Consider the following 13,025-nt stretch of genomic DNA (forward strand, 5'->3'; position numbering starts at 1 on the left):
ATACCCCTATTTGTCATTGTGCATAGTGACATGCCTTATCCTTTTCTTTAGAGATGGTGATACAGCCTGTATGTTGAAGGTCGATTCTTATGACTAGTACAAATCATGTTGCACCTGGGAGGCCAGTTATCACGTTAAGTCGTGGTTATGTCTCTCGTGGGCGCTAATGGAAGAAGGCTTTCGCGTAGTGAAAAATAACGGCGTCGGCCTGGTAGTGGTCTCTCTTTCTTATGCGATGAGGTTCATTGGAATAGTGGCGTGGGATGAATGTTTATGTGATAAGATGATTATACAGTAATCCCTATGTTAACTATTTATGGTTCATTAACTATAAGGTTGGCTGGCAATGAATACGCTACTTTTTCGATTAATAATGTTTATATTCATGTTTGGTTCTTTCCCATTACAGGCGGAAGTGCCAGATGACATGAAGCTTGAACGAGTTGTGATAGTAAGTCGCCACGGTGTAAGAGCACCAACAAAGTTCACCCCATTGATGCAGGAAATCACACCTTACCATTGGCCGCAATGGGATGTTCCCCTGGGCTGGTTGACGGCTCGGGGTGGTGAGCTCGTCACCGAAATGGGACGATATCAACAAAAAGTATTAATCGATAACGGCGTTCTGGAAAGTAATGTATGTCCGTCACCAGAACAGGTGGCAGTTATTGCCGATACCGATCAGCGCACTCGTAAAACCGGTGAGGCATTTCTGGCTGGATTTGCGCCGGGATGTAAAAATAAGGTTCATTATCAAAAAGATCACGATAAAAAAGATCCTCTTTTTAATCCAGTAAAAATGGGGGTGTGCGCTTTTAATGTACAAAAAACTCAGGAAGCGATTCTGACACGTGCCGAAGGAAACATTGAACGGTACACTCAGCGTTATGACTCTGCATTCCGTACTCTGGAACAGGTTCTCAATTTCTCCCGGTCAGCAGCATGCCGATCAGCAAGCCAGTCTGGTTGCACGCTACCAGGAACCTTACCTTCAGAACTCAGGGTTTCTGCGGATACCGTTGCATTATCTGGCGCGTGGAGTCTTTCTTCCATGCTGACGGAAATATTTCTATTGCAAGAGGCGCAGGGAATGCCAGAGGTTGCGTGGGGACGAATTCACGGGGAGAAAGAATGGACAGCATTATTAAGTCTGCATAATGCTCAGTTTGACCTTTTGCAAAGAACTCCCGAAGTTGCCCGCAGCAGAGCAACACCATTACTCGATTTGATCAGCGAAGCATTAGTGAGTGATGGGTCAACAGAAAATCATTACGGAATTAAATTACCCGTCTCATTATTGTTTATTGCTGGTCATGATACCAATCTTGCAAATCTCAGTGGGGTATTTGATCTTAACTGGTCTCTACCTGGGCAGCCAGATAATACACCTCCTGGCGGGGAGCTGGTTTTCGAAAGATGGACGCGAGTGAGTGATAACACCGACTGGATTCAAATTTCGTTTGTTTATCAGACTCTTCAACAAATGCGTGAGTTTAAACCTTTTTCATCTTCGTCTCTCCCAAACAAGATTGTGCTTACGTTGCCCTCTTGTCAGGATAAAAATCCTGAGGGTATGTGTCCATTAAAGCATTTTATTGATATTGTGCAGACAGCACGTATTCCACAATGTGCAGTGATGGCTGATGTAAACCGTTAAATATAATTCGTAGAGAATAGGGAGATTAAGAACGGTAGTGGCAAACAGGTGAACGTTTAAAAGCGAAGTTTTGGGAATTTCAGGTGCGCGTTTTGGGGCAGGATTTGGGAGCAAATCCTTCTCTAATGTCTCGGTATTAATATAATGTTTTGTTTTGATACTGTTTTTTGTCTGCGTAGTTTGTGCTGATGATGGTGTTGTGGGGATCAATATTTCGTAAACCGGGGAAGGGACGTGCCGGGGGCGGCGCGAGCCATGCGCGAAAGTCGGCCCGGTGACGTCGTGTCACCGGGCAAGTGATTATTTCAGCTCATCCACCATGGTGATGGCTCGACCAATATAATTGGCCGGAGTCATGGCTTTCAGGCGGGTTTTCTCGTCATCCGGCAGCGGCAGGCTGTCGATGAATTGCTTCATGTCTTCCGCGTCGACACGTTTTCCACGGGTTAACTCTTTCAGCTTTTCGTACGGCTTTTCAATACCGTAACGACGCATCACGGTCTGGATCGGCTCTGCCAGTACTTCCCAGTTATGATCCAGTTCGTCCAGCAGATGGTCGCGGTTCACTTCCAGCTTGCTTACCCCTTTCAACGTGGACTGGTAGGCGATCAGCGCATAGCCGATACCCACACCCAGGTTACGCAGAACGGTGGAGTCCGTCAGATCGCGCTGCCAGCGGGAAACCGGCAGTTTGCTCGCCAGATGTTGCAATACCGCATTAGACAGACCCAGGTTGCCCTCGGAGTTTTCGAAGTCGATTGGGTTCACTTTGTGCGGCATGGTGGAAGAACCAATCTCACCGGCAATGGTTTTCTGTTTGAAGTGGTTCAGCGCGATGTAGCCCCAGACGTCACGATCGAAATCGATCAAAATGGTGTTAAAGCGGGCGATGCAGTCAAACAGTTCGGCAATGTAGTCGTGCGGCTCGATCTGTGTGGTGTACGGGTTCCACTGGATACCCAGCGAGGTGACGAACTCTTCGCTGAACTGATGCCAGTCTACTTCCGGGTAAGCGGCGATGTGGGCGTTATAGTTGCCGACGGCACCGTTGATTTTACCGAGAATTTCCACCTGATTAAGCTGGCGGAACTGACGCTCCATACGATAAGCGACGTTGGCCATCTCTTTACCCAGCGTTGACGGCGTAGCCGGTTGGCCGTGGGTACGGGAGAGCAGGGGAATGTCGCGATACTGTACGGACAGATCTTTGACCGCGTCGATCAGTTGACGCCAGTAAGGCAGCACCACTTCATCGCGGGCGGTTTTCAGCATCAGCGCGTGAGACAGGTTATTGATGTCTTCCGAGGTGCATGCAAAGTGAATGAATTCGGATACTGCATGCAGTTCCGGCACATTCGCCACTTTTTCTTTCAGGAAATACTCAACCGCCTTGACGTCGTGGTTGGTGGTGCGCTCGATAGTTTTAATACGCGCGGCATCTTCTTCATTGAAGTTCGCGACGATAGCGTCGAGGAAACCGATTGCGTCGGCAGCAAAAGCAGGAACTTCCTTGATCGCTGCGTGCGCGGCCAGTTTTTGCAGCCAGCGTACTTCTACCTGTACGCGGTATTTCAGCAAACCGTATTCGCTGAAAATCCCGCGCAGCGCGCTGACTTTATCGCCGTAGCGTCCATCGACAGGGGAAACGGCGGTCAGTGAGGATAATTCCATAGATCACAACTCCGGGGTTAAATGAGCAAGAATTTGTTTTGCCTGAGTGGTCAGGCGATTACGAGAAAACATGAGCTGCAGACGTCCACCGCCAACCTGGTGCCAGAGCACGGCAGCGCGAATGCCGGCCAGAAGCGAGGCGCGAACCTTGGCCTGTACCTGCGGGCTCTGCAATACAGCAGGGGAACCGGTCACCTGAATGCGCGGACCGAGCGGGCTGATGACATCGACATAAATTCCGGCCATCGCGCTCATCAGCGTTTCGGATTGCAGATCAAAGTGATCGAGCTGGCGTTGCAGGCCGTTGATCCGCTCGCCCAGTGTATCCAGAGCACCTTTGGCGGCGGTGAGTTTACGCTCGAGTACCATCAGACTTAGCGTGTAGCGGGTCAATTCCGCGTTCAGCCCCTGACGGCTGCTGGCATTCAGTACGCCGAGCAGGGTTTCCAGGCCGAGACGCAGATTCGCCTCGCTGCCGCCGAACACGCCCAGCGTTGAGCTGGGGTTCATATCGATAACGCTGTTCAGTGAGACGTGGAGCACATCGGCATCACAATGTCCCTGGTGCGCCAGTTGTTGCACCAGGCGTGCAGACTGGCAGATCCCAGCCAGTGCGAGGGTGATGTCATAATAATTCTTTGCCACGGTCACTGCTTCCTTGTATCAGTCTGTTAAGAATAATTATACCGGCAGGGGCAGTCGCTGCTCGATAATACCGCCACCGAGGCACACTTCGCCGTTATAGAAGACCGCTGACTGGCCCGGCGTGACGGCGGCAACCGGCTCGTCAAACATCACTTCTACGCGTTCGGCGTCCAGCGCTTTGACGGTGCACGGAATATCAGTCTGGCGGTAGCGGGTTTTCACTGTGCAACGCATTGTGCCGGTGAACGGCAGGCGATCAACCCAGTGTAGTTGCTGCGCAATCAGGCCGACGGACATCAGACGCGGATGCTCATGACCCTGAGCGACCACCAGAATGTTGTTCTCAACGTCTTTATCCACCACATACCACGGATCTTCCGTGCCTTCTTTGGTGCCACCGATGCCCAGACCTTTACGCTGACCTAGCGTGTGGTACATCAGCCCCTGATGCTGACCAATCTCTTCGCCGTCCACGGTAATGATTTTACCCGGCTGCGCTGGCAGATAACGGCCCAGAAATTCGCGGAACTTACGTTCGCCGATAAAGCAAATGCCGGTAGAATCTTTTTTCTTCGCGGTAACCAGTCCCAGGTCTTCGGCAATTTTGCGCACCTGCGGTTTTTCCAGTTCGCCGACCGGGAACAGACTTTGTGCGATCTGCTCATGGCCCAGCGTGTAGAGGAAGTAGCTCTGATCTTTATTGCTATCTAAGCCGCGAAGCAGGCGACTTTTGCCGTCGACATCTGCCCGGCGGACATAATGCCCGGTAGCGATATAATCAGCGCCCAGATCTTCTGCAGCGAACTCCAGGAAGGCTTTAAATTTGATCTCTTTATTGCACAGAATATCCGGATTCGGCGTACGGCCAGCTTTGTACTCTTCAAGGAAGAGCTCAAAGACGTTATCCCAGTATTCTGCGGCAAAGTTTACGGTATGCAGTTCAATGCCGAGCTTGTCGCAAACGGCCTGAGCGTCAGCCAGATCGGCGGCCGCTGTGCAATATTCCTCACCGTCGTCCTCTTCCCAGTTCTTCATGAACAGGCCTTCTACCTGATAACCCTGTTGTTGCAACAGCCAGGCGGAAACGGAGGAATCGACACCGCCGGACATGCCGACGATCACTTTTTTTGGGCTTTCTGACATTGGAATACTCACGACATTGAACTTCAAGGCGGCGTATTCTATCACGCACCCCTTTTAGTTGACACCCTCTGTAAACGGCCAGTTAAATGCGCCGATCGTCTCCAGTGGGTAACGCACGCCGTTTTGATAGCAACGAACACTTTCGGCAACCAGCGGAGAACGCAGGTTTGGGGCGGTAAGGATGGTGTCGGCGCTCACCCACCGGCAGCAGTCGATATCGCTGTCATGGGGTTCGGTGTCGCACATATTGGCAAGTTCAATCGAAAACAGGAAACGCAAAAACGGCGTATTGTCCGGCGCAATCCACTGATGCATGCGAATGAAGTGCTGAGGCTGCGCCTGGATGCCGGTCTCTTCCCACAGTTCACGCGTGGCGGCCTGGACTAACGTTTCGTCGGCTTCCAGATGTCCGGCGGGCTGGTTCCACAGCGCTTTACCGTTGATGGTCTCTTCAACAATTAAAAACTTATCCTCTGCATGGACGATGCAGGCGACCGTGACGTGCGGTTTGAACATGATTTATCCTTTCTTTTGATCAGTGACATCCCGCCATTCACCGTTGCTCAGGTTTCCCAGGGTGTAATCACCCATCGCATAGCGGATCAGGCGCAGTGTGGGGAAGCCAACGTGCGCGGTCATTCTCCGCACCTGGCGGTTACGCCCTTCATATAAGGTCACTTTCAGCCAGGCGGTGGGGATGCTTTTACGTTCGCGAATCGGCGGATTGCGCGGCCACAGCCACTCAGGTTCCTCGACGATCTCAACTCCTGCGGGCAGGGTAGGACCATCGTTCAGCGTCACGCCATTGCGCAACGCTTCCAGCGCTTCCACTGTCGGTTCGCCTTCCACCTGTACATAGTAAATTTTCCCGGTGCGCTTGCCGGGTTGTGTCAGACGCGCCTGCAATGCGCCGTCATTGGTGAGCACCAGCAACCCTTCGCTGTCTCTGTCGAGACGACCTGCGGCATATACGCCCTGCACAGGAATAAAATCTTTTAACGTGCGGCGTCCGGCCTCGTCGGTAAATTGTGGCAAAACATCGTAAGGTTTATTGAACAAAACCACGCGTTTTGGCTGGTTTTCTTTCCGGGGCTTAGTGACTTGTCGTTGGCTGAATCGCTCAACCCGGTGATTTCTAAAAGAAGTTTTTTGCATGGTATTTTCAGATCTTATCAATTGCCGCATTATAGCCTAATAACGAGTGTCTTTCATGGCAGCGAACATTAGGGTAGTATTGACATGCTCATTACAAAACATTAACAAAAAATTGCTCTAACGCAGTCGTGCAGCAGGACGCAAAGGCACATGCAGCGCGATGACAGACGAGCAAACCAGAAGCGCTCGAAGGAGAGGTGAATGGAAAGCAAAGTAGTTGTTCCGGCGGAAGGTAAGAAGATCACCCTGCAAAACGGCAAACTCAACGTTCCTGAGAATCCGATTATCCCGTTTATCGAAGGCGACGGTATCGGTGTTGACGTAACCCCTGCCATGCTGAAAGTGGTCGATGCCGCTGTCGAGAAAGCCTATAAAGGCGAGCGTAAAATCTCCTGGATGGAAATTTACACCGGTGAGAAATCTACCCAGGTATACGGCCAGGACGTCTGGCTGCCAGCTGAAACCCTGGATCTGATTCGTGACTACCGCGTGGCGATTAAAGGCCCGCTGACTACCCCAGTCGGTGGCGGTATTCGCTCTCTGAACGTTGCGCTGCGTCAGGAACTTGACCTGTACGTCTGCCTGCGTCCTGTTCGTTACTATCAGGGCACTCCAAGCCCGGTTAAACATCCGGAACTGACCGACATGGTTATCTTCCGTGAAAACTCAGAAGACATTTACGCCGGTATTGAGTGGAAAGCGGATTCTGCAGATGCGGAAAAAGTGATCAAATTCCTGCGTGAAGAGATGGGCGTGAAGAAAATTCGCTTCCCTGAACACTGCGGTATCGGTATCAAACCATGCTCCGAAGAAGGGACCAAGCGTCTGGTTCGCGCGGCGATCGAATATGCAATCACTAACGACCGTGACTCTCTGACCCTGGTGCATAAAGGCAACATCATGAAGTTCACCGAAGGCGCGTTCAAAGACTGGGGTTACCAGTTAGCGCGTGACGAATTCGGCGCTGAACTGATCGATGGCGGCCCGTGGATGAAAATCAAGAATCCAAATACCGGCAAAGAGATCGTGGTCAAAGATGTGATCGCTGATGCGTTCCTGCAACAGATCCTGCTGCGCCCGGCGGAATACGATGTGATTGCCTGTATGAACCTGAACGGTGACTACATTTCTGACGCCCTGGCAGCACAGGTAGGTGGTATTGGTATCGCCCCTGGCGCTAACATCGGTGACGAGTGTGCGCTGTTTGAAGCAACGCACGGTACGGCGCCGAAATACGCCGGCCAGGACAAAGTGAACCCGGGCTCTATCATCCTGTCCGCTGAGATGATGTTACGCCACATGCAGTGGTTCGAAGCCGCAGACCTGATTGTTAAAGGCATGGAAGGCGCGATCGCCGCGAAGACCGTGACCTATGACTTCGAACGTCTGATGGAAGGCGCTAAGCTGCTGAAATGTTCAGAGTTTGGTGACGCGATCATCGCGAATATGTAATAGCGATAATTGTTAAATCTATTAACGGGAGCGTAACGCTCCCGTTGTTTTTTGTTAGGCTGCTAACGGTTATCAAAATTTTATCAAAACAAGTTATCAAAACCCCTGGTAGTCTGGGGTAGGCTGGTCGATCAGATGACAGCTCCACTGCCCGGTTCCCATTAGTCATTTCTCAGTTTTGGTGGTGGATGCTCGTTAATAGTTAGGTCCGTTCTGGGCCAGGTGCGGGCGTCTTAATGTTTGTTCAGCTAACACAAGTTGAGCGTTTCATAATGATATCTCTTTGCGGATCAGCCCAACCTGGAAGATATGTTCACCCACTTCGGTAAACCCAACCTTACGGTAAAAAGAGATGGCATTACGCATTTTACCTTTACGGGCGAACTACACGGTCGTCTCTCATCATTTGAGGTGTTCGCGCGGTCAAGATCCCTGGCGTCCCGGATAGCCCTGCTGCAGCGACTGAGCGGGTGAATGCGTTACGTCAACATCTGCGCGCTGGCGTAACCATCGCTATCAGTGGCAATACGTATGCGGGGCTGGGATTAAATGCCGGTTGTGAGGTCTGGTACTCCGTATGTGGTGGGGCTGTTCCTGAAATGGCGAAACAAATCACTGAAGCTACGGCGGCAAACGCTCATCAACGCGTTATTGCCCATGTACAAGGGCGCTGGAGCTGAAGTCATTTCCCCGCAGGACTGGCAGTCTGTCGTCCTTTTGAAACCAGGCAGGAGATCGGTCATCTTCGCATGTTTGAAACAACAACTTTAGGCCGTTTTTCGCTCATAAGGAACAATCCTGCTCATCTCTCCCACATTAAGGAGATTGGAGTATGAACAGCGTCACTCAGGGTGAGATCATGGACGAACGGTGATGGCATCAGGGATGGTGAAAGACCAGCGAATAACCCTGCTCGTGCCAATGCTGAAGCAATTCCTGCTGGCGGCGGGTCGGTTCGATGCCGGTCCAGACAAACAACTGTTGTCCAGGAAAGAGTTCCGGACGTGGAGAATCCAGCGGTTCAGCCAGTACGGCGATGTGCCAGCCTTGCTGAGACAAACGCCAGGCTTCCAGCCACAGACGTGCGCGGTCTTCGGTATCCCAGCCAATCAACAACGCATCTTTGCCTGCTTTTTTGCGGGCTTCGGACATACAGGCGGTCACAAATTCAATCAGCACGCCATCAAGCAAGCTGCACATGATGCGGGCTGTATTATGGTCGAGGTTAAGGCGTTGGCGTACGGGAACGAAAATGTGATCGATAAGATCGTCTGAAGTATGCTCACGGGCAAGAGCACCGATTTTGGCCCGTAACCTGTCCGGATGAGCAAAACGCAGCACGCCCATCATTTCTTCCTGCAAAGTGGTCCAGTCATTATGGGTTGCCACAGTGCTTTGTTCCAGCAACACTTTGACCTTGCTTACCGGCACACCGCTTTTAATCCATCGCTTGATCTCTTCAATGCGCTGGATATCGTCTTCATCAAACTGACGATGGCCGCCTTCGCTGCGCCGGGGCTTTAACAATCCATAGCGCCGTTGCCAGGCGCGCAGGGTAACGGGGTTGATACCGCATCGTTCAGCGACATCGCCTATGCTGTAAAATCCCATAGTGTCCCTCATACGTGGACCGAATCGTTCCTTACAAACTAACGAATCAGCCGTGTTTGTACAATTTATTATTTATTGTACAACAGCCTCGTAGTAAGCCTAGCTAAAAATAATGAACGTCAGGTAAACAAGACTGATGAGACAGGAAACGTGTACAGCATCCCCTGATGGTGTAGCGAGGTTCACCTGCCGCCATGAATACAGCAGGCGAAATAAGAGGATTACAGCGGTGTTTTTTTCTCAGGCCATGCAACCGGTGGAATTCCACAGAAGCAAGGCGCGGCAAAAAGATGCCCCTGGAACTGAGAAATACCCGCCGATTCCAGCCACATCCATTCTTCGGGCTTTTCAACCCCGACGGCTGATATCGCAATTTCCAGAGACGCACAGCACTTAATCATGGCCTGGATGATGGCCTGTCGTGGGCCGCTTTTATGAACATCGCAAATGAGGTCGCGATTAATTTTGATGCGATCGGGTTGGAACTGCGCCAGCAGCCGCAGACCGCCAAAACCGGCACCAAAGTGATCGAGGGCGATACTGATCCCAGAGGATTTCAGGGTTCTCACCGTCTCCGTAAAGGCTTCAAACTCGGAGATAACCTCGCGTTCAGTGAACTCAACGATGATCTGTTCCGGAACAAGACCACTGTCAGCAATGGCATTGAGCAAATAGCTGGCTGCATCCGGCACCTTCACCAACGTCATGGGCAACAGATTCACGGACAAAACCTGATCGCGCAGACCCAGTGAGGTCGCCAGTGTAAAAGCGACTTTCTTACTTTCCAGGTCGGCCAGATAAATATCGTCGCCCTTAATATTGTCAAAATAGCGCTGTGGCGAATCACCCGAACGGGTACGCAGCAGCGCTTCCAGAGAGACAATTTCCTGAGCAAAAGGATCGATGATGGGCTGAAAAGCAAAGCTGCAATTGGCCTCCTCACTGACTGACGTCAGGGGAATCGTGCGAGCGGATTCGGTCGCAATAAAATCCCACGTGTCAGAGGGAGGGATCTCAAAATAATTCTCTTTTTCAGTGGCTTCCACGAAGGTGCGGAAGAACTGCAGCGCACGGTCGTTGTAGGTAAGTTGGTATCGGGATGTGCCCTTGTCGAGAATGGTCTGTAATACCTCCTCCCGATCATGTTCCCGTAAATCAAAAAGCTCCATTCCCACTTTCCCAAAGCGGCGGGAGGGACCGTGATCGCACAGCAGTTCGACAACATTATAGTGGCGCTTGTCTTCACAAATCGCCTGATAAATAGCCTTTACGTTTTCATCAGGGCCTTCAAGCAGCTGAAAAAAATGTGTGCCGTTAAACAGCAAAATGCCTGTCACGTCAGCACGCCCATTTGTAAGGTTAGCGGCGGCGACCATACTTTCGAGCGCCTTCACCGGGACGTCATCACAGAGATGACTGCGGTAGATAATGGTAGTGAGCATGATTTTCCGGCATTGAGGAATGATGTTTAACCCTAACAGAATGGAGGAGATATAACACATTAAATTAACGAAAGTTTTACTTAAAAGTGGCAGGTGGGGTTGGAAGTGGAGGATAGCGATGGCATCACCAAAAAATGAGCCTCAAAGTAGTGTACAGATAACTATCAGAACAATACCTATGTATAAGTTATAACTTATTGAAAATAAACCATTAGCACTTTTTGTCAAAAATGAAATCATGCATTTGTACAGGTTTTGTGTACAATTTTTCTAACTTTGAATAACGCAGCATTAACCTTTTACTGATTCGCACAGGAGAGACTCATGCAGCAAAATGGTTACATTTCAGATACAGCTAACGCCATTGCACAGTATTTCAGTAAGGCCAATTTGCCGACTCAGCAGGAAACATTGGGGCAGATTGTGGTGGAAATTCTAATGGACGGGCGCAATCTGAATCGCAAGACACTGTGTACAAAATTACTTGGTCGTCTGGAAAAAGCGACCTGTGTAGAAGAGGAGGGTCATTATAACGCGCTGATTGGTTTGCTTTTTGAGCGCTGAGCCCTCGTATTAAAATCGTGAATCAACATGATGCTGTGTTCCTGTCCCTGGCAACACGGCAGAAGAGAGAATGATGATGAACAGAAGTGACATTGAACAACTCACAGACGAACTTATCGGCCAGGCAGTGTTGACGCTGCTGAAACGTAAAGCGGCGGTGAATTCAATGGCCCTGGTCACTCAACTCCGCGTTATGCAGGAAACTGAAATGGACGCCCGTCGTCGAGAGGTATTTCCGCTAATTATTTCTTACATTGAAGCGGTGATAGCTGATAAAGCAACGTCAACACCGACATCCAGACATAGCGGTCAAATGGACACCGTCCGCTCACTTTCAGGGACAACCCTGAAGCCAGGAAAAGGAAAAATTCACTAAACGCTTAACTTTTAATGATGGTGAAAATGATGAACACAGCAATCACACAACAACCTGATATTTATAGTGCTTTGCCTGATCACGTCCTTTCAGATTATTTTCGTCATGCCGGCGACGCCCTTGCTGAAGAAGCAATGGTTTTGGGCGCAGCTATACGCCATATTCTTATAAAGGGTGAGCATATTAATAACAAAAATATCATTTTATCTCTGATACAAACGCTGGAAGTCACGGATGACATCGTACATGCAGATGTGATAAGAAAAACCCTGGAAATTGTTGTCGGACATACTATAGACGATATTTGATGTATTTAACGGGGGGAAGTCAATTTTCTGCTCTATTTAAATGCTCAGCGTTGGGTCAGTCGATTATTGCCGACCTTATGTTCCTGGTTTTCCTGAACTGGAAAATAAATCATGCGTAGCGAAAACTAGGTGCAGTCAGCGCATGCCGACCTCTGGTTGTCAGATAATTATCTCAGGTGGGGAATGGAAAGCATTTTAGAACACATTTCCTTTGGGAATACTGCAATACGATACGTGTTTTAACCGAGAACCAATACATTGACGTCCTGAAATATAACTGCGATCGAGGCAGAAAGTCATCAGTATCATTGATATCACGTTGAAATGCATTGCAATTAATATGTAGATATTCCTGGTGCGATATTCGTTACCTTGAGTGAGCGAACTTATTTGTGTGAGCAAAGTCGTAAGTCACGTATAACATATATAGAAGGCTGCGCGTCATTATACTTTCCTTTTCTGATGCTATCTTTTATATCATCAATGTGACGTTTGGAACAAACGTGCAGAATGTTCAGGTGGTGCGAAGATTAAAACTCGAGGCGATTCAGTCGCTAATGTGTAATTATCCCAGAAAGCTACATCGGCTACATTTGAATCCCTTTGGAGTCTGGATAAGTCTATGTCTGTTTTTCGCTGTGAGTTCAATGGGTCGATGCAACGCTATCCTTAATCAAGGTGGCGTTGGGATGCTTAAATTTTCACAACGTTACTTTGCTCCATCCTTTGCCGCAGTCATCGTGATAACGATCGGTTTGTTGATGCGTTTTATGGCCAGGTAGTTTTTGTATATCTAACCCTGTACTTTGTACAGACGCTCAGATAATAAACTCTGTTCATGGAAAATTGCCGGCGTTCCTTCTCCCCATTCAATGCCTGCAAGGTCTCTTGCTTTGCTAAAATTGATGCGTCACATGCAGTAGTTCGAAGCCGCAGATGCGATCATCAAAAACATGTAATCCAGATTCTGGGCTGTATGTGAACGGGAGCCATCAGGCTCC

13 protein-coding genes and 1 pseudogene are annotated in these 13,025 nt (G+C 49.7%); 6 read left to right on the forward strand and 8 right to left on the reverse strand.

All coding sequences use genetic code 11. The annotated features are described in order from the left end of the window. The first annotated feature begins 346 nt into the window (after nt 1–346). Nucleotides 347–1,657 (forward strand): AppA family phytase/histidine-type acid phosphatase, encoded by a 1,311-nt coding sequence (locus tag ACQ0PY_RS10295; RefSeq protein WP_109740179.1) that lies wholly within the window; start codon nt 347–349, stop codon nt 1,655–1,657. A 300-nt stretch (nt 1,658–1,957) separates the two neighbouring features. On the opposite strand, the gene purB is transcribed toward ACQ0PY_RS10295, so the two are convergent. The 5 genes from purB to rluE are packed head-to-tail and all read right to left on the reverse strand — an operon-like array spanning nt 1,958 to nt 6,301. Next, the gene (purB, locus tag ACQ0PY_RS10300; RefSeq protein WP_109740180.1) at nt 1,958–3,328 is read right to left on the reverse strand and encodes an adenylosuccinate lyase; all 1,371 of its coding nucleotides are present in this window, start codon (nt 3,326–3,328) and stop codon (nt 1,958–1,960) included. A gap of 3 nt (nt 3,329–3,331) precedes the next feature. Then, nucleotides 3,332–3,973, reverse strand: a complete 642-nt coding sequence (gene hflD / locus ACQ0PY_RS10305) for a high frequency lysogenization protein HflD (RefSeq protein ID WP_109740623.1) — start codon at nt 3,971–3,973, stop codon at nt 3,332–3,334. Nucleotides 3,974–4,009: 36 nt separating this feature from the next. Continuing rightward, nucleotides 4,010–5,116 carry a tRNA 2-thiouridine(34) synthase MnmA gene (gene mnmA / locus ACQ0PY_RS10310; RefSeq protein WP_044254911.1) on the reverse strand — a complete coding sequence of 369 codons (1,107 nt, stop codon included), beginning with the start codon at nt 5,114–5,116 and terminating at the stop codon, nt 4,010–4,012. A 54-nt stretch (nt 5,117–5,170) separates the two neighbouring features. Next, nucleotides 5,171–5,632, reverse strand: a complete 462-nt coding sequence (locus ACQ0PY_RS10315) for an NUDIX hydrolase (RefSeq protein WP_044265517.1) — start codon at nt 5,630–5,632, stop codon at nt 5,171–5,173. Between the two features lie 3 nt (nt 5,633–5,635). Further along, on the reverse strand, nt 5,636–6,301 hold the full coding sequence (rluE, locus tag ACQ0PY_RS10320; protein ID WP_061070223.1) for a 23S rRNA pseudouridine(2457) synthase RluE: 666 nt from the start codon (nt 6,299–6,301) through the stop codon (nt 5,636–5,638). Between the two features lie 171 nt (nt 6,302–6,472). Here rluE and icd point away from each other — a divergent pair, with 171 nt between their 5' ends. Next, nucleotides 6,473–7,723 carry an NADP-dependent isocitrate dehydrogenase gene (gene icd / locus ACQ0PY_RS10325; protein ID WP_043000943.1) on the forward strand — a complete coding sequence of 417 codons (1,251 nt, stop codon included), beginning with the start codon at nt 6,473–6,475 and terminating at the stop codon, nt 7,721–7,723. Between the two features lie 470 nt (nt 7,724–8,193). Then, nucleotides 8,194–8,403 carry a hypothetical protein gene (locus ACQ0PY_RS10330; protein ID WP_224788339.1) on the forward strand — a complete coding sequence of 70 codons (210 nt, stop codon included), beginning with the start codon at nt 8,194–8,196 and terminating at the stop codon, nt 8,401–8,403. Nucleotides 8,404–8,602: 199 nt separating this feature from the next. Here ACQ0PY_RS10330 and ACQ0PY_RS10335 read toward each other — a convergent pair whose 3' ends face one another. Beyond that, complete coding sequence (locus tag ACQ0PY_RS10335; RefSeq protein ID WP_061070222.1) at nt 8,603–9,334, reverse strand: MerR family transcriptional regulator; 732 nt, start codon at nt 9,332–9,334, stop codon at nt 8,603–8,605. 221 nt (nt 9,335–9,555) lie between these two features. Then, nucleotides 9,556–10,776, reverse strand: coding sequence for a diguanylate phosphodiesterase (locus ACQ0PY_RS10340; protein ID WP_099434072.1), 1,221 nt, complete (start codon nt 10,774–10,776; stop codon nt 9,556–9,558). A gap of 324 nt (nt 10,777–11,100) precedes the next feature. Between ACQ0PY_RS10340 and ycgZ the strand changes: the two genes are divergently transcribed. From ycgZ to ACQ0PY_RS10355, 3 genes are all read left to right on the forward strand, one after another. Then, on the forward strand, nt 11,101–11,340 hold the full coding sequence (ycgZ, locus tag ACQ0PY_RS10345) for a regulatory protein YcgZ (RefSeq protein WP_043000940.1): 240 nt from the start codon (nt 11,101–11,103) through the stop codon (nt 11,338–11,340). 70 nt (nt 11,341–11,410) lie between these two features. Continuing rightward, nucleotides 11,411–11,716 (forward strand): hypothetical protein, encoded by a 306-nt coding sequence (locus ACQ0PY_RS10350; protein ID WP_051642342.1) that lies wholly within the window; start codon nt 11,411–11,413, stop codon nt 11,714–11,716. Nucleotides 11,717–11,757: 41 nt separating this feature from the next. Further along, a complete protein-coding gene (locus tag ACQ0PY_RS10355; protein WP_043001947.1) occupies nt 11,758–12,024 on the forward strand; it encodes a biofilm development regulator YmgB/AriR family protein in 267 nt (88 codons plus the stop codon). A gap of 701 nt (nt 12,025–12,725) precedes the next feature. Here the strand turns inward: ACQ0PY_RS10355 and ACQ0PY_RS10360 are convergent. Continuing rightward, nucleotides 12,726–12,931: pseudogene (locus tag ACQ0PY_RS10360) on the reverse strand (site-specific integrase); the annotation flags it as partial. Nucleotides 12,932–13,025 lie beyond the last annotated feature (94 nt).

Source organism: Citrobacter sp. LST-B2 (assembly GCF_057983045.1).